Raw genomic sequence first — 25,790 nt, forward strand, 5'->3', positions numbered from 1 at the left:
TGACTCCCGGCGCTCAGCGGCGCTGCAGCTGGTCGAGCTGACCGCCGCTGCCGAAGTGGGTCTCCATGGCCTGATCCCAGCCGCCGAAGACCTCCTCGACGCGCAGCAGCTCGGTCTCGGGGAACTGGTCGGCGAACTCCTCGACCACCGCCTCGTGGTGCACGCGGTAGTTGAAGCCGGCCAGCTGGCGCTGGGCCTCCTCGCGGTAGAGGTACTCCACGTAGGCCTGGGCGAGATCCTGGGTGCCGTTGCGCTCGGCGTTCTCCTCCACCACGGCGACCGGGAATTCGGCCAGGATGCTCACCGGTGGCACGATCACCTCGTAGTCGTCGCTGCCGTACTCGCCGCGGATGTTGTTGACCTCGGACTCGAAGCTGATCAGCACGTCGCCGATGCCGCGCTCGATGAAGCTGGTGGTGGCACCGCGGCCGCCGGTGTCGAACACCTTCACGTTGCCCAGGAAGTCGCGCATGAAGGCCTGGATCTGCGCCTCATCCCCGTCGTACTGATGATCCGCGAAGCCCCAGGCGGCCAGGTAGGTGTAGCGGCCGTTGCCGGAGGTCTTGGGGTTGGGAAAGACGATCTCCACGCCCTCGTCGTCCAGGTCGTCCCAGCCCTCGATCCCCTTGGGGTTGCCCTTGCGCACCAGGAAGGCGGTGGTGGAGTAGTAGGGTGAGGCGTTGTTGGGCAGCGCCTGCTGCCAGTCCTCGGCCACCAGGCCGTCATCGGCCAGCACCTGGACATCGGTGACCTGGTTGTAGGTCACCACGTCGGCGCGCAGTCCCTGGAGGATGGCGCGGGCCTGGGCCGAGGAGCCACCGTGGGACTGCTGGATGGCGACCTCCTCGCCCTGGGTCTCCTGCCAGTGGGCGATGAACTCGGGGTTGATGGCGGAGAACAGCTCCCGAGCGATATCGTAGGAGGAGTTGAGCAGCTCGCGCTCGGCGGCCATCGCCGGGGCAGTCAGGCCGGCGCCCAGGGCGATGGCGAGCAGCGAGCGCGGAAAGCGCAGATCGAGGGTCATGGCGAGACTCCTGAGGAAGGGGGATAACATTGTGAGCAGGTTATGAGCCATTAAAGGTAATTACAATGGTGTTTTTTATTCAATTTTAGAATATATCCCTGCGCCCCCGCGCTTGCCTGCGCCTGCCGGCGGCAGGGCGGTCTGGTAGAATGCGTCCTCTCGTCATCGACCCGGGACTCCAGCCATGACCGACGCGACTCGCGACTTCCAGATCGCGCCCTCGATCCTCTCCGCCGACTTCGCCCGGCTGGGTGAGGAGGTGGACGACGTCCTCGCCTCCGGCGCCGATATCGTCCACTTCGACGTGATGGACAACCACTACGTGCCCAACCTGACCATCGGCCCCATGGTCTGTGCGGCACTGCGCAAGCATGGCGTGACCGCCCCCATCGACGTGCACCTGATGGTGCGCCCCGTGGACCAGCTGATCGGCGACTTCATCGACGCCGGCGCCAGCATCATCACCTTCCACCCCGAGGCCTCCGATCATATCGACCGCTCCCTGCAGCTGATCCGCGACGGTGGCTGCCGGGCCGGCCTGGTCTTCAACCCGGCCACGCCGCTGTCGTATCTCGACTACGTAATGGACAAGGTCGACATGGTGCTGCTGATGAGCGTCAACCCCGGCTTCGGCGGTCAGTCGTTCATTCCCGCCACCCTCGACAAGCTGCGCGAGGCGCGCCGGCGCATCGATGCCTCCGGCCGTGATATCCGCCTCGAGGTGGATGGCGGGGTCAAGGTCGACAATATCGCCGAGGTCGCCCGCGCCGGGGCCGATACCTTCGTGGCCGGCTCGGCGGTGTTCAAGGCGAGGAACGCTTCGGACCCGCACCGCTATGACGGCGTGATCCGCGAGTTTCGCGAGCAGCTCGCCGGCGCCCGCTGAGGCCATGAGCGTCGAGCATGCGGCGCGTGAGGCGCCGCTATGGCACCTCTACCTGCTGGAGACCGCCGCCGGTGCTCTCTACACCGGCATCACCACCGACGTGGCCCGGCGCCTGGCCGAGCATGCCGCCGGGCGTGGCGCCAAGGCGTTGCGCGGCCGCGGTCCATTGACGCTGCGTCACCACGAGCCGGTAGGCGGCCACGGCGAGGCGCTGCGCCTGGAGGCCGAGATCAAGCGGCTCTCCGCTGCGAGAAAGCGGGCCTGGCTGGCGCAGCGCCAGGCCTCGTTAGGACAGACCCGAGTCGGCGCCCCCGCGCCGCCACAAGGAGCACGCATGCATCCCATTCTCGACGGCATCGAGCTGGTGGCCTTCGACCTCGACGGTACCCTGATCGACTCGGTGCCCGACCTGGCGGCCGCCGTGGACATGACCCTGAGCGAGCTCGGCCTGACCGAGGCGGGCGAGAAGAAGGTCAGCCTCTGGGTCGGCAATGGTGCGCTCAAGCTCGTCGAGCGGGCGCTGGCCGATGCCCTGGGTGAGACGCCGTCGCCGCAGCGGCTGGAGCAGGCACACCAGCGCTTCCTGCACCATTACGGGCGAGACGTGGGGGCGCGCACGCGCCTCTATCCCGGCGTCGTCGAGGGCCTCGATGCCCTGCGCGAGTGCGGGCTGTCGCTGGCGCTGGTCACCAACAAGCCCCACGCCTTCATCGCGCCGCTGCTCGAGGGGTTGGGCCTAGCCGGGTACTTCGCGCTCTGCCTGGGCGGCGACAGCCTCCCCGAGAAGAAGCCCCATCCGGCTCCGCTGCTGCACGTCGCGGCCCTCTTCGATGTCCCGCCGTCGGCGTGCCTGATGGTGGGCGACTCACGCCACGATATCGCCGCCGGCAAGGCCGCGGGTTTCCGCACCCTGGCGGTCCCCTATGGCTACAACCACGGCGAGCCGGTGCACGACAGCGGCCCGGATGGCGTGGTTGAATCGCTGGCGGAACTCGTTTAACGTGAGTCAGGCTATTGCTATAAGGTAGAGCCTTTTCAATATGTTATTGATATAAGACGCGGACACCCCCCTCGATGACCACCCGCATGTTCACGGACAACACCCGCTCCAGCGGCACCCCCCATACCGCCTACCTGTCTGCCCGGCCGCCCGCCCGGGGCGGCTGGCGATGGTGACGCTCACTCCACTCGCTTGAGCCGCGCCGCCTGGGCGCCCGCCATTGCCAACCCGTCTTATCGAGGATTCCGGGCATGATGACCCCCGAACGCTTTCATGAGCTGGCCGATGCCGGCTATAACCGCATCCCGGTCACCCGGGAGGTGCTGGCCGATCTCGACACACCGCTTTCCACCTATATGAAGCTCGCCAACACGCCCTGGACCTTCCTGCTGGAGTCGGTGCAGGGCGGCGAGAAGTGGGGGCGCTACTCGATCATCGGCCTGCCCTGTCGCGAACGCATCGAGGTGCGTGGCTTCAGCGTCAGCCATATCGTCGACGGTGAGCTCCACGGCGCCGCCGAGGTCGAGGACCCGCTGGCCTGGATCGAGCAGTTCCAGGCGCGCTTCAAGGTGCCGCGCCTGGACGACCAGCCGCGCTTCGACGGTGGCCTGGTGGGCTACTTCGGTTACGACACCATCCGCTATATCGAGCCGCGCCTGCGCAGCGAGGCCGCCGCCGCCAAGCCCGACCCGATCGGCGTGCCGGATATCCTGCTGATGGTGTGCGACGAGCTGGTGGTGTTCGACAACCTCTCCGGTCGCCTGACCCTGTGGACCCATGCCGACCCGGTGGAACCCGGCGCCTATGCCAATGCCGTTGAGCGCCTCGAGGCCCTGGAGATCCGTCTGCGCAGCGCGACCCTGAATACCGTCAGTCCCGGTACCGGCAGCGCCGCGGTGGAGGAGGGCGACTTCACCTCCGGCTTCACCGAGGCGGGCTTCAAGGCCGCGGTGGAGACCATCAAGGAGTACGTGCTGGCCGGCGACGTCATGCAGTGCGTGCCCTCCCAGCGCATGTCGATTCCCTACCGCGCCGCGCCGCTCGACCTCTACCGGGCGCTGCGCAGCCTCAACCCGTCGCCCTACATGTTCTACCTCGACCTGGGCGATCACCAGGTGGCCGGCTCCTCGCCGGAGATCCTCACCCGCCTGGAGGAGGGCGAGGTGACGGTGCGTCCCATCGCCGGCACCCGCAAGCGCGGCCGCACCGAGGCCGAGGACCGGGAGCTCGAGGAGGAGCTGCTGGCCGACCCCAAGGAGCGCGCCGAGCACCTGATGCTGATCGACCTGGGCCGCAACGACGTGGGCCGCATCAGCGAGACCGGCTCGGTCAAGGTCACCGAGGAGATGGTGGTGGAGCGCTACTCCCACGTCATGCATATCGTCTCCAACGTCACCGGGCGCCTCTCGCCGGGGCTCACCGCCATGGATGCCCTGCGCGCCACCTTCCCCGCAGGCACCGTCTCCGGGGCGCCCAAGATCCGCGCGCTGGAGATCATCGACGAGCTCGAGCCGGTCAAGCGGGGCATCTACTCCGGCGCCGTGGGCTACCTCTCCTGGCACGGCAACCTGGACACCGCCATCGCCATCCGCACCGCGGTGATCAAGGATGGCCAGCTCCACGTCCAGGCCGGGGCCGGCATCGTCGCCGACTCGGTGCCCGAGATGGAGTGGCAGGAGACCCTCAACAAGGGACGCGCCCTGTTTCGCGCCGTGGCCATGGCCGAGCGCGGCCTGGACAACCTCGAATAGCCCGGTGGCGGAGAGACGACACATGACAGTCTGCATGATCGACAACTACGACAGCTTCACCTTCAACGTGGTGCAGTATCTGGGCGAGTTGGGCGCCGCGGTGGAGACCCACCGCAACGACGCCATCACCCTCGACCAGATCGAGGCCATGGCCCCGACCCATCTGGTGATCTCGCCGGGACCCTGTACCCCCGACCAGGCCGGCATCTCCATGGAGGCCATCCGCCACTTTGCCGGCCGCTTGCCGATCCTCGGCATCTGCCTCGGGCATCAGGCCATCGGCCAGGTCTATGGCGGCGCGGTGGTGCGTGCGCCTCAGGTGATGCACGGCAAGACCTCGGCCATCCGCCACGCCGGCCTGGGGGTGTTCGAGGGCCTGGAGGATCCGCTGGAGGTGACCCGCTATCACTCCCTGGTGGTGGATCGGGCGACGCTGCCCGAGTGCCTGGAGGTCACCGCCTGGACCGATGATAATGACATCACGCCGGGGTTGATCATGGGCCTGCGCCACCGCGCGCTGGACGTGGAGGGCGTGCAGTTCCACCCCGAGTCGATCCTGACCCGCCAGGGCCACGAGCTGCTGGCCAACTTCCTCAAGCGTCGTGCGCAAGCGCCGCTGGGCCGTGCCGAATAGGAGAACCATGATGCAGATGCGAGATGCCCTCGCTGCCCTGATGCGCCGCGAGAACCTCAGCTTCGCCGAGACCCATGAGGTGATGCGCCAGATCATGACCGGGGAGGCCAGCGACCCGCAGATCGCCGCCCTGCTGATGGGCATGGCGATGAAGGGCGAGACCGCCGAGGAGATCAGCGCCGCCGCCCAGGTGATGCGCGAACTGATGAAGCCGGTGCACCTCGCCGCCGAGAACGTGGTCGACATCGTCGGCACCGGCGGCGACGGCGCCAACCTGTTCAACGTCTCCACCGCCTCCAGCTTCGTGGTGGCGGCGGCCGGGGGGCATGTGGCCAAGCACGGCAACCGCGGGGTTTCCTCCTCGTCGGGCAGCGCCGACCTCTTCGCCGTCGCCGGCATCCACCTCGACCTCGACGCCGAGCAGGTGGCGCGTTGCATCGAGCAGGTGGGCGTGGGCTTCATGTTCGCCCCCAACCACCACCCGGCGATGCGCTACGCCGTGGCGCCGCGCCGCGAGATGGGCGTGCGCACCCTGTTCAATATCCTGGGGCCGCTGACCAACCCCGCCGGCGCCCCCAACCAGGTGCTGGGCGTCTACGCCCCGGAGCTGGTGCCGCTGATGGCCGACGTGCTGCGTCGCCTGGGCAGCCACCACGTGCTGGTGGTGCACGCCGAGGATGGCCTGGACGAGATCTCCCTGGCCCAGCCCACCCTGGTGGCCGAGCTGAAGGAGGGCGAGATCCACGAGTACGTGATCACCCCGGAGGCGTTCGGCATCAAGCGCCAGTCCCTGGAGCCGCTGCGGGTCGCCTCCGCCGAGGACAGCCTGCGCCTGGTGGAGCAGGCCCTGGTCGGCCAGGGGCCGGCGGCGGATATCGTCGCGCTGAACGCCGGCGCGGCCCTCTACGCCGCCGACGTGGCCGACAGCCTCGAAGAGGGCGTGGCCCTGGCCCAGGACGCCCAGGCCTCGAAGCTGCCCCTCGAGAAGCTCAAGGAACTGGCCAACTTCACCCGCGTCTTCCTGCAGTGAGCGCCCGCCGCTCTCTCAGCGCACCCCCAAGAGGAGTTACCCCATGAGCGGTTCCGCTACCCCGACCATCCTGACCCGTATCCTCGCCCGCAAGGAGGAGGAGGTCGCCGAGCGCAGCCGCGCCGTGCCCGAGGTCGAGCTGCTGCGCCTGGCCGCCGAGCAGGGGGCGCCGCGGGGGTTCAATGCGGCGCTGGCGCGCCGTATTGCCCAGGGCGACCCGGCGGTGATCGCCGAGGTCAAGAAGGCCTCGCCTTCCCGGGGGGTGATCCGCGAGGACTTCAGGCCCGGCGAGATCGCCGCCAGCTACGCCGAGGGCGGCGCCGCCTGCCTCTCGGTGCTCACCGATGCCGACTTCTTCCAGGGCCACGAGGACTACCTGATCGAGGCCCGCGACGCCTGCAGCATGCCGGTGATCCGCAAGGACTTCATCACCCACGGCTACCAGGTGAGCGAGGCCCGCGCCATCGGCGCCGACTGCATCCTGCTGATCGTCGCCGCCCTGGACGACGCCCAGCTGGCCGACCTGCACCGCCAGGCGCAGGAACTGGGCATGGACGTGCTGGTGGAGGTCCATGATGCCCTGGAGCTCGAGCGAGCCCTCAGGCTCGACCTCGACCTGGTGGGCATCAACAACCGCGACCTGCACACCTTCGATACCCGCCTCGACACCACCCTGGAGCTGCTGCCGCGGATACCCGCCGGCGTCACCGTGGTCACCGAGTCCGGCATCCACACCCCCGGCGACGTGCTGCGCATGCGCGAACATGACGTCAACGCCTTCCTGGTCGGCGAGGCCTTCATGCGCGAGGACGACCCCGGCGAGGCGCTGCGCCGGCTGTTCTTCTAGGCGCTTCAGACCACGTAACACGCCAGCGGGCAGCCCTAGGGCTGCCCGCTGGCGTAACGAGGCCTGACCGACTAGAAACTCCGCGCCAGGCCGGCGTAGAAGGTGCGACCCGTCGCGGGTTCGTAGTAGCGCCCCCCGAAGGCATTGATGCGCACGTTCTCGTAGTACGCCTCGTCGAGCAGGTTGCGGACCCCCAGGTTGGCGCTCAGGCGAGTATCCCCGTCGCCGAGTCGCCAGCCGTCGCCGGCCTTGAGGTTGAACAACCAGTGGTCGTCGATCTTCACCTCGTTGGCATTGTCGGCGTAGTAGTCGCCGGTGTACTGGGCCTCGAGGCTGGCGAAACGGTCACCGTTGCCGTACCAGGTCAGGGCGTTGTGCCATACCTGCCTCGGCTGCCCCGGCAGGCGGTTGCCGGTGAAGTCGTTGCTGCCGTCGTCGAATCGGTCGAAGCGGTAGTCGGCCAGCGTCAGGGCACTTGTCAGCCGCCAGGCCAGGGAGAAGCTCCAGTCCACGCCCAGTTCGATCCCGTCGCGCGAGGTCTTTCCGGCATTCTCGTAGTAGGTCCTGCCGTCGGTGGCCTCGTAGGCGATCAGCTCATCATCGACATCGACCGAGAAGGCGACCAGCTCGTAGCGCAGGCCGTTGCCGAAGATGCCGCGCAGGCCGACCTCGCGGTTCAGTGCCTTCTGGGGCTGGACCTCGGGATTGAAGCCGCCGCGACCGTCGTCACGCGCGAATTCCGTGAAGGTAGGCGTCTCGAAGGCATTGCCGACCGTGGCATAGACCTGATGGTCGGGATGGTAGCGATAGCTCAGGCCCAGGCTGCCGGTCCATTCGCGGAAGGTGCGCTCGCCGCTGTCGTCGCGACCGTCGTCGAAGAAGCGGTCATCGATGGTCATGCGCACCTGGTCGTGACGCAGCCCGGCACTCAGGTCGAGGGCGTCGGTCAGACCCAGTTCGGTCTGCAGGAAGACACCGGCTGAGGTGGCGTTCTGTTGTTCGTCGGCGGTGATAGCGGTGACCCTGCCCTGGGCATCCACCGAGCGACGGCCGCGGTCGTCCTCCTGCCGGGCCAGGTCGACCCCGGTTACGTACCGCAGCGGCAGGTCACCGAGGGTGGTCGCGCCGGTATAGTCGGCGCCACCGCCGTAGTAGTCCCGCTCATAGTCGATCAGGCTGCTGCCCGGGAAGGGCAGCTGCTGCTCGAAGTCGCGGCGGCTGACGAAGCCACGCACATTGACCTCGCCCCCCAGGGCGTCGCGGTCCTCGTAGTGCAACCCGACCAGCTGCTGTGCCACCTCCTGTCCCGAGTCGAGCTCGATGGCGATGTCACGGGCCTGGCGGGGATCCTCGGCGACCTCGTCCAGGGTCAGGGCGCTGGGATCCTCGGCGGTCGGCATGTCGAGGACATTGACCAGGGCCGAGAGGGTCCGGTCATCATCCAGGCGGTAGCCGAGCCGGGCATTGAGCAGCCGCTTCTCCACCCGGCTCTGCTCCCGGTAGCCGTCGAAGTCCAGCGCCGACACGCTGACGCTGTGCACCCAGTTGCCGGATTCCCCGCCACTGCGCACGGCGAGCTTGCGGAAGTCGTCGCTGCCACCCTGCAGGCGAACGCTGGGCGAGCGACGCACCTCGCTGCCGTCGCCGGTGGTGATGTCGATCACCCCACCCGCGGCGTTGCCGTAGAGCACCGAGGAGGGGCCGCGGATCACCTCGATGCGCTCGGCGCTGTCGAGGTCCACCGCATCGATCTGGGCCTGGCCATCGGGCAGGGTGTAGGGGATGCCATCGACGCGGATATGCAGGCCGCGGATGCCGAAGGTCCCGCGCGCGCCGAAGCCCCGGCTGGAAATGCGCTGCCCCTGGGCGAAGTTGTCGCGGTTCTGCAGGAAGACTCCGGGCACCCCGTCCAGGGCCTCGTCCAGCCGAACGCCCTGCTGTCCCTGCTGGATCTCGTCGCGGGTCACCGTCGAGACCGCAGAGGGAGTGTCGTACAGACTGCGCTTCAGCCGCGGTGCGCTGATGGTGATGGTGGGCAGCGTCGAGGCCTCCTCCTGCGAGCGGTCATCGGCGGGCTGAGCCAGGGCCAGCGTGGGGGGCAGGCAGCCCAGCAGGCACGAGATCCAGGTGCGGTGTCGCATTCGCGGGGTTCCTTGTCGGTCGGTTCAATTGGCGGAATGGCCCAGGCCGGCGACGGAAACCGCGAGGGTGAGGCGTTTCAGGCGTGCAGGGGACATGGCAAGCTCCTGTTTCTGATCTTGTTGTAAACGGGATGCCACCTACCAGCCTAAGAGTTGGGAGACAGGCAAGACGATAGATTCTTGCTATCGGTTGAGCAGCCAGATCAGTCCCGACAGCACCAGGCTCACCAGGATCATGCTGGTGATGGGGAAGCAGAAGGACATGTTCTCCCGACGCACGGCGATATCGCCGGGTAACTGACCCAGGGGCAGCCGGGAGAGCCAGGGCCAGAGCAGGCCCACGGCGATGATGATCAGGCCGATGATGATCAGGGTCCGGTTCATGGTCTCTACTGCAGTCTATCCTCGAAATTCGTGAAGTGCTGATCATCGGCTCAGGAGTCGGTAAACACTGCCGGAGTCTGTGGCGTGCGATTCACCGTTAGCGAAAAGATATCCGGGCGGCCATAGTGTCCCGCTACGTCGAGGGAGCGTCTTGCCCGAAGGGCCGACTCGATCTCGACCTCGGCATATAGGATTCCCTTCTCGCGGTTCAAGGGACCGGCTGTCACCTCGCCAGAAGGAGCGATGACTACGGCATTGCCCACATTGATCCACTCTTCCGGTGTATAGAGCCTGTCGCGCTCGGGAAAGTCGTCGGGGAGATCCTTGCCCTGGATGGCGGTGGCAGTGCCGATGACCCAGCAGCCGCCTTCCTTGGCGATATGGCGAAGGGTCGCCAGGCTGACATCACTCGAGTCCCAGGTCGGATTAATAAAAATCTCCATGGCCTGGCTGTAGAGGGCATGGCGTGCCAGCGGCATGTAGCACTCCCAGCAGATCAGGCTGCCGATCCGCCCGGCGGGCGTGTCGACCACCCTGAGCCCGCTGCCATCACCCATGCCCCACACCATGCGTTCGGGGTTGGTAGGCATCAGCTTGCGGTGATGGTTGAGCAGCGAACCCTCCGGGCCGATCACCACGACGCTGTTGAACAGGGTAGTGCCACTGTAACGGCGGTCGATCTCGTTGATGCCTAACACCAGCGTTAGGCCAAGGCGAGCGGCGGCATCCTGAAGGGGAGCCAGGTGATCGGCATCGAGGTCTACCGCGTTCGCGCGCAGCTGGGCATGGAGTTCGCTGGATAGCGCCATGTCGCCGCCGGGCTTGAGGCGCCAGATCCAGGTCGGATAGCCGGATATATAGGCCTCCGGAAATACCAGCAGGGTCGCACCTGCCGATGCGGCCTCGTCAATAGCATCGAGTATGACAGCGATGGTGGCATCTCGATGGAGCATGACCGGTGGTTTCTGAATGACGGCAACCCTGATAACCATGACCGGTAACCTCGTGGATGGTGCAGCAGGTGCGCATCACCCATTGGAAATGCTGAGCCAGTGGAGGCCCTAGATCATCACCGGCTCGGGCGCAGGGCGAGTCAGGAAGGCGCTGATATCATGCATAACCCCCGATGGGGCGATGCACGACGCATTCTCTCAGTATAGGTAGAGATGTTGACAATCACCTTCCGTCGATCAGAACGCCGGCGACGTCGGATCGATCAGGCAGATGACCGTCTCGCCCGGCTGCGGATCGAGCTCGGCGCGATCGCTGGCTACCCGCACATGCTCGTTGGCGTCGAGGCAGAAGAGCGCCAGCAGGCGGTCGTCGTGGTCGCGGCGATAGGCGGCGAAGTCGTGGCCTTCATGCAGTCGCGCCACGCGCACCTCGGCGCCGCGGGCCACCCGGCTGGCCAGGTCGGCCCAGCTGACCTTCTCCCCGAACAGGCGCGGCAGCTCGGCGAGGTCCTGGGGGCGCTGGCGCTCGGCCTGGTCGTCGCGCCTGGCCTCGAGGCGAAACACCCGGCCCGGCTCGAACTGTTCGGCGAAGTGCAGGGCGGCCAGGTCGTTGGTCTCGCGATAAGGCGAGAGCGGCAGGAAATGGCCAAGGCCGGTGAGCTCCAGGTGGCTCTCGGCGTGCTCCGAGTGGGGCTTGCCATAATAGACCGGCAGCCCCGCCATGCGCGCCGCCTCCAGCGCCTCACGGTCGGTATCGGCCAGGCGCACCGCGAAGCCGGCCTGCTGCAGGGCCAGGGCGATGGCGCGGGCCACGGGGTTGGCGCCGAGGATCAAGAAGCCACTGGGCGGCGGCGTCATCACCCCCAGCGCCCGGGCGATGGGGCGTGACAGCAGGCTCTGGATCACCACGGTGGCGATGATCACCAGGAAAGTGACCGGCACCAGCATCTCGGCGCCCTCCACGCCCTGCTCCTCCAGCTTCAGCGCGAACAGCGAGGCCACCGCGGCGGCGACGATACCGCGCGGGGAGATCCAGGCCAGCAGCGCCTTCTCCTTGAGATCGAGGCCGCTGCCCAGGGTGCAGAACCACACCGCCAGGGGGCGGGCGACCAGCATCAGCACGCCGAGGTACACCCAGGCGGGCCAGCCGAGCAGGGCGAGCTGGTCCAGCCGCAGTCGGGCGGCCAGCAGGATGAAGAGCCCGGAGATCAGCAGGACCGTCAGCGTCTCCTTGAACTCGATGATCGGCTCGGTGGGTACCCGTTTCATGTTGGCCAGCCAGGCGCCCATCACGGTAACGGTGAGCAGCCCCGATTCATGGAACAGCTGGTTGGAGAGGGTGAAGAGCACCAGCATAACCATCAGGGTGCCGAAGCTGTGCAGCTGGCGCGGCAGCCAGTGGTGGCGCAGCACGCAGCCCCACAGGTAGCCGCCGGCACCGCCCAGGCCGAAGCCGATCGCCAGGGTGAAGCCGAACAGCGCCAGGGTGTGGGTGAAGGGGTCGCCTGCCGAGCCGATGACCACGAATTCGTAGACCAGTACGGCGCCGATGGCGCCCACCGGGTCGATGAGGATGCCCTCCCAGCGCAGGATCCGGGAGAGCGATTCCCTGGCGCGAAGGGTCTTGAGCAGTGGCAGCACCACCGTGGGGCCGGTGACCACCAGCAGGGCGCCGAGCACGCTGGCCATGCCCCAGGGCAGGTCGAGCAGCCAGTGGGCGGCCAGGGCGCTGACCACGGCGGTGATCAGCGCTCCCCAGGTCACCAGGCGGCGCACCGTATGGCCGTGGCCGCGCAACTCGCCGAGGTTCAGGGTCAGGCTGCCCTCGAATAGGATCACCGCCACGGCCAGCGAGACCAGCGGGAAGAGCAGGTCGCCGAGCAGGGCATCCGGGTCGAGCAGGCCGCTTGCCGGCCCCACCAGGATGCCGGTGACCAGCAGCGGCAAGATGGCGGGCACCCTCAGGCGCCAGGCGAGCCACTGGCAGGCGAGGGAGAGCAGGCCGATGCCGGTGAGGAGTACGGCGGGGCTGTCCATGGTGAGGCTCCAGGCTGGGGACCAGTCTGCAGATTAGCCACTACCGATTAGGCGCACAATCGCGGCCGTCGTGCCGGGTTCAGCGCTGGAAGAGCCAGAGGAGCGCCGAGACCAGAAGGCTCACCAGGATCATGGTGGTGATCGGGAAGTAGAACGAGACGTTATCGCGGCGGATCACGATATCGCCCGGCAGGTGGCCGAGGGGCAATCTCGACAGCCAGGGCCACAGCAGCCCGATGGCGACGATCAGCAGTCCGACGAGGATCAGGGTGCGGTTCATGCCTCTGGCCTCCTGTCGCGACACACGCAAGGTGGGAGGCCCGCCGGCCGAGCCGGCGGGCGAGGGGTGGCGCTATCGGCCCTGCCTGAGCACCGTCAGCAGCGCCTGCAGCGGGTGCGGCAGGGTCGTCTCCGACAGGCGCTTCACCTGGCTGCGACAGGAGTAGCCGGTGGCGAGCAGACGGCCCCGGTTGGACGCGTCCTCCACCACCGGCTGCCACGACTGGGCATAGATGGTCTTCGATGTCTCGAGGTTGCGCGCCTCGTGGCCGTAGGTGCCGGACATGCCGCAACAGCCGGTCGCGACCAGTTCGAGCTCCAGGCCAAAGGCGGCGAACAGCTGCTGCCAGGCCTTCGGGCTGCCCGGGGCGTTGGTGGCCTCGGTGCAGTGGGAGAGCAGCCGGAACCCCGGGTCCTCCAGGTTCAGGCCGCGAGGTGCCAGGGTGTTGGCCCGGGTCACCAGCCACTCCTGGAGCAGCAGCACCTCGGGCACGGCGTCGGCACCCAGGGCCTTCACGTACTCCTGGCGATAGGCCAGGGTCATGGCCGGGTCGATGCCCACCAGGGGCACGCCGAACTCGGCCAAGGCGCGCAGCCGCCTGGCCTGCTTCGCGGCGGTACGCTCGAAGGCACCCAGGAAGCCCTGCACGTTGAGCGGCTTGCCGTTGGGGGAGAAGGGCGCCACGAATACCTTGATATCCAGCCGGCTGAGCAGTTCGACGATATCCATCACCAGCCGGGCCTCGAAGTAGCTGGTGAAGGCGTCCTGGACGATCACCACACTGCGCGCCTTCTGGGCATCGGTGAGCAGGCCCAGCGAGGTGGGCGTCGCTTCGGCGACGCCCCAGGCCGCCAGCTGCTTTCTCAGGCTGGCGCGGGAGAGCGTCGGGCTGTCCACCATGCCGACGGGGCCGGCCAGCAGGCGCTCCACCAGGCGATTGCCCAGGGCCGCATTATAGAGCGGGGCGAGACGCGACAGGGCCGGGATTATGAACTCCAGGCCGCCGATCAGGTAGTCGCGCACCGGGCGCAGGTAGCGGCCGTGATAGACCTCGAGGAACTGCGCGCGCGAGTCGGGCACGTTGACCTTGATCGGGCACTGGCCGGCGCAGGACTTGCAGGCCAGGCAGCCGGCCATGGCGTCGTAGACCTCGTGGGAGAAGTCCTCCTCGCCGCGCCGCCTGGCCAGGGTGTTCCTGAGCCGCCTGGGGAAGTCCTTGACGAAGCCCCAGGCGCCCTCGGCCTTCTTCTTTCGTGCCTCCTCGATCAGGTCGACGCCGGCCTCGCCCTGCAGGCGCAGCCACTCGCGGATCAGGCTGGCGCGCCCCTTGGGGGAGTGGATGCGGTCGCGGGTGGCCTTCCATGACGGGCACATGGCGTCATCGGGGTCATAGTTGTAGCAGGCGCCGTTGCCGTTGCAGTAGACGGTGGCGGCGTGGGCCTGCCACACCCGCTCGTCGATGGTGCGATCCAGCTGGCCGCGAGTGGGCACGCCATCGATGGTCAGCAGCCCCGGGTCGACCCACTTGACGGTCTCCGCCTGATCGGCGGCGCTGGCTTGCGAGGTTGCTCCCGCGGGGTCGGGCGGGATAGAAGAGGCAATACCCGCGGCCTCGGGCGGGTTAGCGAAAGGCGTCGCGATCTTGCCGGGGTTCAACTGGTTATGGGGATCAAAGGCCGCCTTGATCCGCTGCAGGCTGGGGTAGAGCTCGCCGAAGAACCTGGGCGCATACTCCGAGCGTACCCCCTTGCCGTGCTCCCCCCACAGCAGGCCGCCGTATTTCCGGGTCAGTTCGGCCACCTCGTCGGAGACCTCGCGAATCAGCCGTTCCTGTGCGGGGTCCTTCATGTCGATGGCCGGGCGCACGTGCAGCACCCCGGCATCCACGTGGCCGAACATGCCGTACGCAAGGCCCCGGGCGTCGAGGGCGGCGCGGAACTCGGCGATGAAGTCGGCGAGGTGCTCCGGGGGCACCGCGGTGTCCTCCACGAAGGGGATGGGGCGTTTCTCGCCCTTGGCGTTCCCGAGCAGGCCCACGGCGCGCTTGCGCATGGCGTAGACCCGCTTGATGGCATCGCGCCCCTCGGCCAGGGTGAAACCCAGGCGCTCGACGCCGCGGTCGCTCTCCAGGTGGCGACAGAAGGCCGCGACGCGCTCGCCAAGGCGCTCGGGGTCATCGTCGTTGAACTCCACCAGGTTGATGCCGCGCACCGGGGTCTCGCCGCCGGGGAAGAACTCGGCGACGCTGTCCCAGACGAAGTCCTCCATGGCGAGCATCAGCACCCGGTCGTCCACCGTCTCGATGGAGGTGGGCGTGGCGTCGCTCGCCATGAGCGCCTTGGCGTCGCGCAGGGCGTCCATGAAGCCGGCGTAGCGCACGTTGACCAGGGTGGAGTGCCCGGGGATCGGCAGCACGTTGAGTACCGCCTCGTCGAGCAGGCCCAGCGAGCCCTCGGCGCCGCACAGCAGGCTGGTCATGTCCAGCCGGCCCTGGTCATCGCGCAGGTGCGCCAGGTCGTAGCCGGTCAGGCAGCGGTTGAGAGGCGGGAACTTCTCGGCGATCAGCCCGCCCTGGGTGTCGATGATCTCCCGGGCCGTGCGGAAGGCACGGCCGGTGGCGTCCTGGCGGGCGCACAGCGTCTCGAGCTCGGCGTCCTCCACCGGGCGGCCGGTGAGGCGCTCGCCGCCCAGCAGCAGCATCTCGAGCTCGAGCACGTGGTTGCGGGTCTTGCCGTACTCGCAGCTGCCCTGGCCGCTGGCGTCGGTTGCGATCATGCCGCCGATGGTGGCGCGGTTGGAGGTCGAGAGGTCGGGGGCGAAGAACAGCCCGTGAGGCTTGAGCGCCGCGTTGAGCTGGTCCTTGACCACGCCGGCCTGGACCCGCACCCGGCGGTTCTCGACGTCGATCTCGAGAATCTGGTTCATGTGCCGGGAGACGTCCACCACCAGGCCGTCGGTGAGCGACTGACCGTTGGTGCCGGTGCCGCCTCCCCGGGGGGTGAGCACCACGCGGCGATGCTCGACCTGGCCGGCCAGGTGGGCGATGCGCTGCAGGTCTTCGCCGTGGCGGGGAAAGAGCACCGCCTGGGGCAGGCGCTGGTAGATGGAGTTGTCGGTGGCCAGCACCGTGCGGTCGGCGTAGTCCGGGGCGATCTCGCCCTCGAAACCGGCCGCCGCGAGTGCCTCGAGGAAGCGCAGATAGGGTGCGGCAAGCCCGGGGGCGGTGCCGGCGTCGGTGGTGTCCAATCGAGCGATCATGGGCATCTTCAAGGGGAAGCGTGAGTGCGCCTACTTTACCGCGCGGGGCCCGGGGGCGCATCCCGGCGGGCGGTTCGCGTGGCGCCACTTTCGCCTTTTGCCTACAATGGTCGCCCTGTTTCCTGCCGCCGCTTCCCTGCGGCCGAGACCTCCAATCACCGACTGCAACGGACCGATTCCATGCTCGATCCCAAACTGCTGCGCAGCGACCTCGAGACGGTCGCCCAACGACTCGCCAGGCGAGGCTACCCCCTGGACATCGAACGCCTCTCGGCGCTGGAGTCCCGGCGCCGGGAGCTGCAGGCCGAGACCGAGGCGCTGCAGGCCGAGCGCAACACCCGCTCCAAGGCGATCGGCAAGGCCAAGGCGGCGGGCGAGGATATCCAGCCGTTACTCGACGAGGTGAGTGACCTGGGGGATCGCCTGGATGGCGCCAAGGCGCGCCTGGTCGAGGTTCAGGCCGAGTGGGATGACGCGGTCAGCGGCATTCCCAACCTGCCCCACGACAGCGTGCCGGAAGGCAAGGACGAGAACGACAACGTCGAGCTGCACCGCTGGGGCACGCCTCGCGCGTTCGACTTCACGGTTCGCGACCACGTCGACCTGGGCGAGCTGAAGGGGGATCTCGACTTCGACCTGGCCGCCAAGCTGACCGGGGCGCGCTTCGCGGTGATGCGCGGGCCCATCGCGCGGCTGCACCGGGCGCTGACCCAGTTCATGCTCGATAAGCAGACCCAGGAGCACGGCTACGAGGAGTGCTACGTGCCCTACATGGTCAACGAGGCCTCGCTGCGGGGCACCGGCCAGCTGCCCAAGTTCGGCGAGGATCTGTTCCGGCTGGACGACGAGCGCGGCTACCACCTGATTCCCACTTCCGAGGTGCCGCTGACCAACTTCGCCCGGGACGAGATCCTCGACCACCGCGCGCTGCCCATGAAGCTCACCGCCCACACGCCGTGCTTTCGCAGCGAGGCGGGCTCCCATGGCCGCGATACCCGCGGCATGATCCGTCAGCACCAGTTCGACAAGGTGGAGATGGTGCAGCTGGTCGAGCCGGAACACAGCTACGCGGCGCTGGAGGAGATGCGCGGCCACGCCGAGGCGATCCTCCAGGCCCTCGAGCTGCCCTACCGTGTGGTGACCCTGTGTGCCGGCGACATGGGTTTCGGCGCCGCCAAGACCTACGACCTCGAGGTGTGGATCCCCAGCCAGGATACCTATCGCGAGATCTCCTCGGTCTCCAACTGTGAGGAGTTCCAGGCGCGACGCATGCAGGCCCGCTTCCGCCATCCCGAGCAGAAGAAGCCCCAGCTGCTGCATACCCTCAACGGCTCCGGCCTGGCGGTAGGCCGCTGCCTGGTGGCGGTGCTGGAGAACTACCAGAACGCCGACGGCTCGGTGACCGTGCCCGAGGCGCTGCGCGCCTATATGGGTGGCCAGGACGCGGTCAATCTCTGATCTCGCCCCAGTGCTACGCTGCACCGAACCCCCGCCGCCGGCGGGGGTTCGGCGTTAGTGAGAGGTGGCTGTCGATTGTTGCGGGGCCAGCCAGGGGGCATGATGGAGGCCATCAACGGCTTGGGAGATGCTGATGAGGGACGCTGACGAGGATGCGACGGGCATCATACCGCTGAACCTGGTGCTGGGGCTGGCGGCGCTGGTGGTGATCGTGGCCGGCATGCGGGGCGGTGCCAGCCTGCTGGTGCCCATGCTGCTGGCGGCCTTTATCGCGGTGATCTGTACCGCGCCGGTGCTGTGGCTCAATCGCCACGGCCTGGGGCTGCGCCTCTCGGTGTGGCTGACCCTGGTGGTGATCGGTGGGGTGATCTCGCTGCTGGGGCTGCTGCTGGCCAACAGCTTCGGCACCTTCGTCGATGCCCTGCCGGGCATCGAACAGAAGCTCTACGACTATTATCTGGGGCTGCTGGATGGACTGTCGCGCCTGGGGCTGGCCATCGATACCGACCGCCTGGCGGAGCTGCTGGATGCCGAACAGCTGGGCGGCTGGATCCCGGCCCTGATCGGGGAGGTGGGCAACCTGCTGATGCAGAGCGTCGTGGTTGGGCTGCTGGCGGTGTTCATGCTCTTCGAGACCCTGAATTTCCGCGACAAGCTCTCCCGTGCCCTGGCCAACCCGGCCCCCAGCCTGGATCGCTTCAGCGAATTCAGCCTGACCCTCAAGCGCTATCTGGCGGTGAAGACGGTGGTCAGCCTGGTAACCGGCACCCTGGTCTGGGTCGCCTGCCTGCTGGTGGGAGTGGATTTTCCGCTGCTCTGGGCGGTGCTCGCCTTTGCCCTCAACTACATTCCCAATATCGGCTCGGCCATCGCCGCGGTGCCGCCGGTGATGCTGCTGCTGGTCTCGCCCGGCGGCGGCCTGTTCGATGCGCTGCTGCTGGCGTCGGCTTATCTGGGCATCAACTTCCTGATCGGCAATATCGTCGAGCCACGGATGATGGGCAAGGCGCTGGGCCTCTCCACCTTCATCGCCTTCCTGTCGCTGGTGGTGTGGGGCTGGGTCTTCGGCGCGGTGGGGATGCTGCTGTCGGTGGTGCTGACCATGACCCTGAAGATTGCCCTGGACAGCCACCCCCAGACACGCTGGATCGCCCATCTGCTGGGGCCGGGCGACGAGCCGGCGCTGGTCGCGGCGGATCGGCCGCCTTCCGAGCGGGACGAGGAAGAGGGGGGCTGAGCCTGAAGGAGGTAGCCTGAAACGACATCGCCCCGGCCGAGGCCGGGGCGATGTCGTCGGCGGGCAAGTGCCGCTCAGGCGTTCTGTTCGATGAACTGGCTGAGCTGGGACTTGGACTGGGCGCCGACCAGGGAGGCGACCTTGGTGCCGGACTTGAACAGCATCACGGTGGGTACACCGCGGACACCCTGCTCGGCGGCGATCTCGGGAGCATCGTCGACATTGATGCTGACGACCTTGAGGTTGCCGCTGCGCTCCTCGGCGACCTCGTCGACCACCGGTGCCATCACCTTGCAGGGACCGCACCAGGGTGCCCAGAACTTGAGCAGCACCGGCGTTTCGGCCTTGAGGACTTCCTGCTCGAAGTTGGCGTTGGTGACATCGACGTTATTGGCCATGGGGTTCTCCAGTTGCGTTGCGCTGCATCGAGCGGATCGGATTGGCAGGCGACGCCTGCGGGTCGCCTGTCCGGTCGGACGATGTTAGCGGTCGACCGGAGTGCTGGCAAATCGGAAATGCGTATCGGCGCCGCGTGCGATACCGGGCGTTATATGCTATTAATGAATTAACAGTCTGTTTATTATTCCGTTTTCCATCGCTTCGACGCCCTCCAGCCGGATGGAGCGGCATGGGAGAGTCGCCATGAAACTGCAGCAGTTGCGCTACGTCTGGGAAGTCACTCGCCACAATCTCAATGTCTCGGCCACCGCCCAGAGCCTGTTCACCTCGCAGCCCGGGATCTCCAAGCAGATCCGCCTGCTCGAGGATGAGCTGGGGGTCGAGATCTTCGCCCGCAGCGGCAAGCACCTGACCCGGGTCACTCCGGCGGGGCAGGCGATCGTCGAGCTGGCCGGCGAGGTGCTGCGGCTGACCGACAACATCAAGGAGGTCGCTCAGGAGTTCAGCGATGAACGCCGCGGCAGCCTGTCGGTGGCCACGACCCACACCCAGGCGCGCTACGCCCTGCCGCCGGTGATTCGCGAGTTTACCCGCCAGTATCCCGACGTGGCCCTGCACATGCAGCAGGGCACCCCCAAGCAGATCGCCCAGATGGTCAGCGATGGCCAGGCCGACTTCGCCATCGCCACCGAGTCCCTGGAGCTGTTCAACGACCTGGTGCTGCTGCCCTGCTATCGCTGGAACCGCTGCATCCTGGTGCCCCAGGGGCATCCGCTGACCCGGGAGGGCGAGCTGACCCTAGAGGCCATCGCGCGACATCCGCTGGTCACCTACGTGTTCGGTTTCACCGGCCGCTCCCAGCTCGACGATGCCTTCCGTGACAAGGGTCTGACCCCCAACGTGGTGCTGACCGCCGCCGATGCGGATGTGATCAAGACCTATGTGCGTCTGGGGCTGGGCGTGGGCATCGTCGCCCATATGGCGGTGGACCCGGAGCAGGACACCGACCTGGTGGCGCTGGATGCCGGCCACCTGTTCGCGAGTTCCACCACCAAGATCGGCATTCGTCGCGGCACCTTCATGCGCGGCTATATGTACGACTTCCTCGAGGGGTTCGCGCCCCATCTGGAGCGTGACCTGGTGGATGCCGCCCTGGCCGCCGGGCCGCGCCACGAGCGGGCGCTGTTCGAGGGGATCGAGCTGCCGCTGCGCTAGGCGGCGGTTGCCGCGCCTCGAGGGCGGCGGCCCCGCGGCGGCGGCGTTCAGACATGAGGACGGCCGCCCGGCATGCCGGGCGGCCAGCTTGTCTTCGGCGGGCTCAGTGCTGCAGGTGCAGGCCGCACTCGCGCTTGGCCTCGACCTTGGTGGGGTCGAAGTAGTCGAACTCGTTGGGCAGGTCGTGGCGCTGGAGGTAGGCGTGCAGGTCCTTCGCCGTCCAGTGCAGCAGCGGTGCCACCTTGAGCAGCCCGTCGGCGTTGCGGCTGGCCGGGGCCATGCGCGAGCGTTCGGGGGTGTCCTCGGCGCGCAGGGCGGTGAACCAGACGTCAGGCGCCATCTCGCCGAGGGCTCGCTCGAAGGGCTCGATCTTCACCTCCTGGGTAAAGGCGTCGTGGTGCGGGTCATCGATGCCGGGGAAGGGGCCCTCCAGTGCCTCGCGGTGAGCGCGGGTGCGCCGCGGCAGGTAGCTGATCAGGTTGAGGTCGAGGCGGCGCACCAGAGCGTCGGCGAAGCGGTAGGTGGCCTCGGTGTTGTAGCCGTGGTCCATCCACACCACCGGGATATCCGGCCGCTGGGAGGACACCATGTGCAGGATGACCGCCTCGAAGGGGCGGAAGTTGGTGGTGCAGATCGGCTGGCTGCCCTGGTTCAGGGCCCAGCGGATCAGCGCTTCCGGGTCCTGGCCGAGGTCGCGGTTGATGATATCGAGCGTCTCAGTCATGGGGCGTCTCCTGATGCGTATGCCGCCTACCCTAGCCGAGCCGCGGTGCACGCGCCCAATACCGATTTCTTGCGTTGTTATTACTCAAAAGGAATAAGCGATGTTTTTCTTATTCCTTTTCATGGCTCCGAGAGCGCCGACATCAGGTGGCGGATCTTGTCCCATGTCTCCTGGTACTCCGCCTCGCCCTCCGAGTCGGCCACCAGGCCGCCGCCGCCCCACAGGTGGAGGCGGCCGCCGTCCGCCACCGCGGTGCGGATGGCGATGGAGGTGTCCATGTGCCCGCGCGTATCCACATAGCCGAGGCTGCCGCAGTAGACGCTGCGTCGGCTGGGCTCCAGCTCATCGATGATCTGCATGGCGCGCACCTTGGGCGCCCCCGTGATGGAACCACCGGGGAAGGCCGCCGCCAGCAGCTCCAGGGGGGTGCGCCCGGCGGCGAGCGTGCCGGTGACCACGCTGACCAGGTGGTGGACGTTGGCATAGCTCTCCAGGCCGCACAGCTGCGGCACCCGCACCGTGCCGGGGCGGCAGCTGCGCCCCAGGTCGTTGCGCAGCAGGTCGACGATCATCACGTTCTCGGCGCGATCCTTGAGGCTGCCCTCGAGTTCGGCGGCCAGCTGGGCATCGCGCTCGGGGGTGTCGCCCCGCGGGCGGGTGCCCTTGATAGGACGGGTCTCCACCTGGCCGTCGCGGCACTCCAGGAAGCGCTCCGGCGACAGCGAGAGGATCGCCTGCTCACCCTTTCTGCCGGGCCAGGCCATGAAGCCGGCGAAGGGCGTCGGGGTCGCCTGGCGCAGGCGCCGGTAGGCGTGCCACAAGTCACCCCGGTAGGGCGCGCTGAAGCGCTGGGCCAGGTTGACCTGGTAGCAGTCGCCGGCACGGATATAGCGCTGCACCGTCGCGAAGCGTGCCAGGTAGGCGTCGCGGTCGAGCTCGGCGGTAAAAGGTGCCGTCGGCCGGCAGGCGGTCTCGGCAGCGGGGGCGACGCTCAGCCACTCGAGTACCTGGCGGCGGCGCTCCGCGGTGGCCACCAGCCAGGCCTCGCCGCGCTGGTGGTCCTGAATCAGCGCCCAGTCGTAGAGCCCCACCCGGCTGGCCGGCAGTGTCACGGCCGGGCGTGCCCGCTCGCCCACCGGCTCCAGCAGGTAGCCGAGGTCGTAGCTCCAGTAGCCGATCAGCCCGCCCAGGAAGGGCAGTTCGCTGTCGACGGCCGGCCGGGGCAGGCGCTCGAGCAGCGCCCGTTGGGCGGCGAAGGGCCCAAGGCCTGCCAGCGCCGGCACGCCGTCGATGCGGCCCGACGCATCCACCTCCAGCACCGCCAGCGGGTCGCTGGACAGGATGTCATAGCGCCCCCCTGGCGCCTCCGGGCGGCCACTGTCCAGCAACACGGCGCCAGGCCTGCCACGCAGGCGCGCGAAGGCGGGGAGTGGGGTGGGTCGGTAGGGGTGCGGCGTGATCTGGAGTGGTGCGGTCATCGACGGGCCTGCGGTTGGCCTTGGCTGGTTTGGGGCGCCCATTCTAGGCGCCGCGAGCGTCGCTGTCCTCGTCGATGCGCCCTGGTGGCCCCGGCGTTGCCGCTCGACATTGTCGACATCCCCGGCCGAGGAGGTCGGGTTGTCTACAACCAAAGACGTATCGTTCGGTCGTGACGCCATATTGACCCGAGCACGGGCAATGGCTACTCTTCCCCCATTCCATAATTGTCGACAATCACCATGAAGCCAGCCGAAGTCGAAACATCCACCCCCGAGGTGCGCACCCTCGCCGAGCGGGTCTTCCAGCAGCTGCAGGATGCCATCGTACGCGGCGAGATCGCACCGGGCAGCAAGATCACCGAGCCCGGCCTGTCACGGACCTATGGCATCTCCCGTGGGCCGCTGCGCGAGGCGATGCGCCGCCTGGAGGCGCACCGCCTGATCGAGCGGGTGCCCCACGTCGGCGCCCGGGTGGTGAAGCTCTCGATGAAGGAGTTGCTCGAGCTGTTCGATGTGCGTGAGGCCCTGGAGAGCATGGCCGCCCGCCTGGCGGCCGAGCACATGACCGCCGAGGAGATCGCCGGGCTGCGTGAGGTGCTCTCGATGCATGAGCGCCAGGCCGACCTCAAGAAGGGCGAGGCCTACTTCCAGCGCGAGGGTGACCTGGATTTCCACTATCGCATCGTCCAGGGCAGCCACAACCGCATGCTGGTGACCATGCTCTGCGATGACCTCTACTACCTGGTGCGGCTCTACCGCACCCAGTTCAGCGCCAGTGGCTCTCGTCCCCAGCGTGCCTTCGTCGAGCACCACCGCATCGTCGATGCCATCGAGGCCGGCGACGCCGAGCTCGCCGAGCTGCTGATGCGTCGTCACGTCAGCGCCTCCCGGGCCAATGTCGTCGATCGTTACGCCGCTTCCCTCAGGGAGCTGGAAGACACCACTGCCTGACCCCTTACCGGATACCACCAGGAGAAACACCATGACCCAGCAGACTCCCGGCGCCCGCTTCCGCGCCGCCCTCGAGGCCAATCGCCCGCTCTCCATCGTCGGCACCATCAACGCCTATACCGCCATGATGGCCGAGCGCGTCGGTCACCAGGCCATCTACCTCTCCGGCGGTGGCGTGGCCAACGCCTCCTTCGGCCTGCCGGACCTGGGCATGACCACCATGAACGACGTGGTCGAGGATGCCCATCGCATCTGTGGCGCCACCGACCTGCCGCTGCTGGTGGATATCGATACCGGCTGGGGTGGGGCCTTCAACATCGCGCGTACCGTCAAGGAGATGCAGCGTGCCGGCGTGGCCGCCGTGCACCTCGAGGACCAGGTCGCCCAGAAGCGCTGTGGCCACCGCCCCAACAAGGAGATCGTCTCCAGGCAGGAGATGGTCGACCGCGTCAAGGCCGCCGCCGATGCACGTCTCGATCCGGACTTCTACCTGATCGCGCGCACCGACGCCTTCCAGAAGGACGGTCTGGATGCCGCCATCGAGCGCTCCCAGGCCTGCATCGAGGCGGGTGCCGACGCCATCTTCGCCGAGGCGGTGCACACCCTCGACGACTATCGCGCCTTCTGCGAGCGCGTCGATGCGCCGATCCTCGCCAACATCACCGAGTTTGGTGCCACGCCGCTGTTCTCCCAGCAGGAGCTGGCCGAGGTGGGCTGCCGCATGGTGCTCTATCCGCTGTCTGCCTTCCGCGCCATGAACGCGGCGGCGCTCAAGGTCTACCAGAGCATTCACGACAACGGCCACCAGCGTGACGTGGTCGACATGATGCAGACCCGCGACGAGCTCTACGACTTCCTCAACTACCACAGCTTCGAGCAGAAGCTCGATGCCCTCTTCGTCGAGAAGGGCAGCGACGCCTGAGACGCGCCCCACGCCGGAAACACCATTCAAGAGGAGAGACAACATGGCTGATAAACCCGTTAGTGGCGCAGGCCTGCGCGGCCAGAGCGCCGGCACCACCGCCCTGTGCACCGTCGGCAAGACCGGCTCGGGCCTGACCTACCGCGGCTTCGACATCAAGGAGCTGGCGGAGAAGGCGAAGTTCGAGGAAGTGGCCTACCTGCTGCTCAAGGGCAAGCTGCCCAACCAGGCCGAGCTCGACGCCTACATCACCAAGCTCAAGGGCCTGCGCGGCCTGCCCGCCGAACTCCGCACCGTGCTCGAGCAGATCCCGAAGGATGCTCACCCCATGGACGTGATGCGCACCGGCGCCTCCATGCTGGGTAACCTGGAGACCGAGCAGAGCTTCGACGAGCAGCAGGACGTCTCCGACCGTCTGTTGGCCGTGCTGCCGTCGATCATCTGCTACTGGTACCGCTTCAGCCACGACGGCGTGCGCATCGAGACCGAGACCGACGACGAGTCCGTGGGTGGCCACTTCCTGCACATGCTGCGCGGTGAGCCGGCCTCCGAGCTGCACGCCCGGGTGATGAACGTCTCGCTGATCCTCTACGCCGAGCACGAGTTCAATGCCTCGACCTTCACCGCCCGCGTCTGCGCCTCCACCCTCTCCGACATGCACTCCTGTGTGACCGGCGCCATCGGCTCCCTGCGCGGCCCGCTGCATGGTGGTGCCAACGAGGCGGCCATGGAGATGATCGAGGACTGGACGTCCGCCGACGAGGCCGAGAGCAAGATCCTCGGCATGCTCGAGCGCAAGGACAAGATCATGGGCTTCGGCCACGCGATCTATCGCGAGTCCGACCCGCGCAACGCGATCATCAAGGAGTGGTCGAAGAAGCTGGCCGAGGACGTGGGCGACAGCGTCCTCTACCCGGTCTCCGAGCGCGTCGAGGCGGTGATGTGGCGCGAGAAGAAGCTGTTCTGCAACGCCGACTTCTTCCACGCCAGCGCCTACCACTTCATGGACATTCCCACCAAGCTGTTCACCCCGATCTTCGTCTGTTCGCGGGTCACCGGCTGGTGTGCCCATGTCTTCGAGCAGCGCGCCAACAACCGCATCATCCGCCCGAGCGCCGACTATATCGGCCCGGAGAAGAGCGAGTGGGTGCCGATCGAACAGCGCGACTGATCGATCGCCC

General features: G+C 67.6%; 22 protein-coding genes. 12 read left to right on the forward strand and 10 right to left on the reverse strand.

Features of this window, described 5'->3' with window-relative positions:
• Nucleotides 1–13 precede the first annotated feature (13 nt).
• Nucleotides 14–1,024 (reverse strand): thiosulfate ABC transporter substrate-binding protein CysP, encoded by a 1,011-nt coding sequence (gene cysP, locus RAN53_RS05125; RefSeq protein WP_305795731.1) that lies wholly within the window; start codon nucleotides 1,022–1,024, stop codon nucleotides 14–16.
• Nucleotides 1,025–1,208: 184 nt separating this feature from the next.
• Here cysP and rpe point away from each other — a divergent pair, with 184 nt between their 5' ends.
• The 6 genes from rpe to trpC all read left to right on the forward strand — a co-directional run bounded on the left by rpe (nucleotide 1,209) and on the right by trpC (nucleotide 7,172).
• On the forward strand, nucleotides 1,209–1,910 hold the full coding sequence (gene rpe / locus RAN53_RS05130) for a ribulose-phosphate 3-epimerase (protein WP_305795732.1): 702 nt from the start codon (nucleotides 1,209–1,211) through the stop codon (nucleotides 1,908–1,910).
• 4 nt (nucleotides 1,911–1,914) lie between these two features.
• Nucleotides 1,915–2,910 carry a phosphoglycolate phosphatase gene (locus RAN53_RS05140; protein WP_321169814.1) on the forward strand — a complete coding sequence of 332 codons (996 nt, stop codon included), beginning with the start codon at nucleotides 1,915–1,917 and terminating at the stop codon, nucleotides 2,908–2,910.
• Between the two features lie 254 nt (nucleotides 2,911–3,164).
• Nucleotides 3,165–4,661, forward strand: a complete 1,497-nt coding sequence (gene trpE, locus RAN53_RS05145) for an anthranilate synthase component I (RefSeq protein ID WP_305795768.1) — start codon at nucleotides 3,165–3,167, stop codon at nucleotides 4,659–4,661.
• A 22-nt stretch (nucleotides 4,662–4,683) separates the two neighbouring features.
• A complete protein-coding gene (locus RAN53_RS05150; protein ID WP_305795733.1) occupies nucleotides 4,684–5,295 on the forward strand; it encodes an anthranilate synthase component II in 612 nt (203 codons plus the stop codon).
• 10 nt (nucleotides 5,296–5,305) lie between these two features.
• The gene (trpD, locus tag RAN53_RS05155) at nucleotides 5,306–6,325 is read left to right on the forward strand and encodes an anthranilate phosphoribosyltransferase (protein WP_305795734.1); all 1,020 of its coding nucleotides are present in this window, start codon (nucleotides 5,306–5,308) and stop codon (nucleotides 6,323–6,325) included.
• A gap of 43 nt (nucleotides 6,326–6,368) precedes the next feature.
• Nucleotides 6,369–7,172 (forward strand): indole-3-glycerol phosphate synthase TrpC, encoded by an 804-nt coding sequence (trpC, locus tag RAN53_RS05160; RefSeq protein WP_305795735.1) that lies wholly within the window; start codon nucleotides 6,369–6,371, stop codon nucleotides 7,170–7,172.
• Nucleotides 7,173–7,243: 71 nt separating this feature from the next.
• Here the strand turns inward: trpC and RAN53_RS05165 are convergent, their stop codons facing one another.
• The 6 genes from RAN53_RS05165 to RAN53_RS05190 form a co-directional block, all read right to left on the reverse strand.
• Nucleotides 7,244–9,313, reverse strand: a complete 2,070-nt coding sequence (locus tag RAN53_RS05165; protein WP_305795736.1) for a TonB-dependent receptor family protein — start codon at nucleotides 9,311–9,313, stop codon at nucleotides 7,244–7,246.
• Between the two features lie 183 nt (nucleotides 9,314–9,496).
• Nucleotides 9,497–9,697, reverse strand: coding sequence for a DUF2905 domain-containing protein (locus RAN53_RS05170; protein WP_305795737.1), 201 nt, complete (start codon nucleotides 9,695–9,697; stop codon nucleotides 9,497–9,499).
• Between the two features lie 50 nt (nucleotides 9,698–9,747).
• The gene (locus RAN53_RS05175) at nucleotides 9,748–10,689 is read right to left on the reverse strand and encodes a carbon-nitrogen hydrolase family protein (RefSeq protein ID WP_305795738.1); all 942 of its coding nucleotides are present in this window, start codon (nucleotides 10,687–10,689) and stop codon (nucleotides 9,748–9,750) included.
• Nucleotides 10,690–10,887: 198 nt separating this feature from the next.
• The gene (locus RAN53_RS05180) at nucleotides 10,888–12,687 is read right to left on the reverse strand and encodes a cation:proton antiporter (protein ID WP_305795739.1); all 1,800 of its coding nucleotides are present in this window, start codon (nucleotides 12,685–12,687) and stop codon (nucleotides 10,888–10,890) included.
• Between the two features lie 79 nt (nucleotides 12,688–12,766).
• Nucleotides 12,767–12,967: a DUF2905 domain-containing protein gene (locus RAN53_RS05185; RefSeq protein ID WP_305795740.1), complete on the reverse strand. Its 201-nt coding sequence runs from the start codon at nucleotides 12,965–12,967 to the stop codon at nucleotides 12,767–12,769.
• Nucleotides 12,968–13,039: 72 nt separating this feature from the next.
• Nucleotides 13,040–16,225 (reverse strand): FAD-binding and (Fe-S)-binding domain-containing protein, encoded by a 3,186-nt coding sequence (locus RAN53_RS05190; RefSeq protein ID WP_305795741.1) that lies wholly within the window; start codon nucleotides 16,223–16,225, stop codon nucleotides 13,040–13,042.
• Nucleotides 16,226–16,405: 180 nt separating this feature from the next.
• On the opposite strand from RAN53_RS05190, the gene serS reads away from it, so the two are divergent.
• Nucleotides 16,406–17,683 carry a serine--tRNA ligase gene (serS, locus tag RAN53_RS05195; RefSeq protein ID WP_305795742.1) on the forward strand — a complete coding sequence of 426 codons (1,278 nt, stop codon included), beginning with the start codon at nucleotides 16,406–16,408 and terminating at the stop codon, nucleotides 17,681–17,683.
• 133 nt (nucleotides 17,684–17,816) lie between these two features.
• Nucleotides 17,817–18,920 (forward strand): AI-2E family transporter, encoded by a 1,104-nt coding sequence (locus RAN53_RS05200; protein WP_414842960.1) that lies wholly within the window; start codon nucleotides 17,817–17,819, stop codon nucleotides 18,918–18,920.
• 74 nt (nucleotides 18,921–18,994) lie between these two features.
• Here RAN53_RS05200 and trxA read toward each other — a convergent pair whose 3' ends face one another.
• A complete protein-coding gene (gene trxA / locus RAN53_RS05205) occupies nucleotides 18,995–19,318 on the reverse strand; it encodes a thioredoxin (RefSeq protein WP_305795743.1) in 324 nt (107 codons plus the stop codon).
• A gap of 244 nt (nucleotides 19,319–19,562) precedes the next feature.
• On the opposite strand from trxA, the gene cysB reads away from it, so the two are divergent.
• Nucleotides 19,563–20,534 (forward strand): HTH-type transcriptional regulator CysB, encoded by a 972-nt coding sequence (cysB, locus tag RAN53_RS05210; protein WP_305795744.1) that lies wholly within the window; start codon nucleotides 19,563–19,565, stop codon nucleotides 20,532–20,534.
• A 103-nt stretch (nucleotides 20,535–20,637) separates the two neighbouring features.
• On the opposite strand, the gene RAN53_RS05215 is transcribed toward cysB, so the two are convergent.
• Both RAN53_RS05215 and pabB read right to left on the reverse strand, forming a co-directional pair.
• Nucleotides 20,638–21,258: a phosphoadenosine phosphosulfate reductase family protein gene (locus RAN53_RS05215; protein ID WP_305795745.1), complete on the reverse strand. Its 621-nt coding sequence runs from the start codon at nucleotides 21,256–21,258 to the stop codon at nucleotides 20,638–20,640.
• A gap of 119 nt (nucleotides 21,259–21,377) precedes the next feature.
• Nucleotides 21,378–22,736, reverse strand: a complete 1,359-nt coding sequence (pabB, locus tag RAN53_RS05220; RefSeq protein ID WP_305795747.1) for an aminodeoxychorismate synthase component I — start codon at nucleotides 22,734–22,736, stop codon at nucleotides 21,378–21,380.
• A 240-nt stretch (nucleotides 22,737–22,976) separates the two neighbouring features.
• Here pabB and RAN53_RS05225 point away from each other — a divergent pair, with 240 nt between their 5' ends.
• Genes RAN53_RS05225 through prpC form a run of 3 tightly spaced genes read left to right on the forward strand, consistent with a single transcriptional unit; the run spans nucleotide 22,977 to nucleotide 25,780 of the window.
• Nucleotides 22,977–23,687 carry a GntR family transcriptional regulator gene (locus tag RAN53_RS05225; RefSeq protein ID WP_305795748.1) on the forward strand — a complete coding sequence of 237 codons (711 nt, stop codon included), beginning with the start codon at nucleotides 22,977–22,979 and terminating at the stop codon, nucleotides 23,685–23,687.
• A gap of 31 nt (nucleotides 23,688–23,718) precedes the next feature.
• Nucleotides 23,719–24,609 (forward strand): methylisocitrate lyase, encoded by an 891-nt coding sequence (gene prpB / locus RAN53_RS05230; RefSeq protein WP_305795749.1) that lies wholly within the window; start codon nucleotides 23,719–23,721, stop codon nucleotides 24,607–24,609.
• 43 nt (nucleotides 24,610–24,652) lie between these two features.
• Nucleotides 24,653–25,780, forward strand: a complete 1,128-nt coding sequence (prpC, locus tag RAN53_RS05235; protein WP_305795750.1) for a 2-methylcitrate synthase — start codon at nucleotides 24,653–24,655, stop codon at nucleotides 25,778–25,780.
• The last annotated feature ends 10 nt before the right edge of the window (nucleotides 25,781–25,790 follow it).

Source organism: Halomonas sp. SSL-5, from assembly GCF_030708455.1.
In the GTDB taxonomy this organism is placed as follows: domain Bacteria; phylum Pseudomonadota; class Gammaproteobacteria; order Pseudomonadales; family Halomonadaceae; genus Halomonas.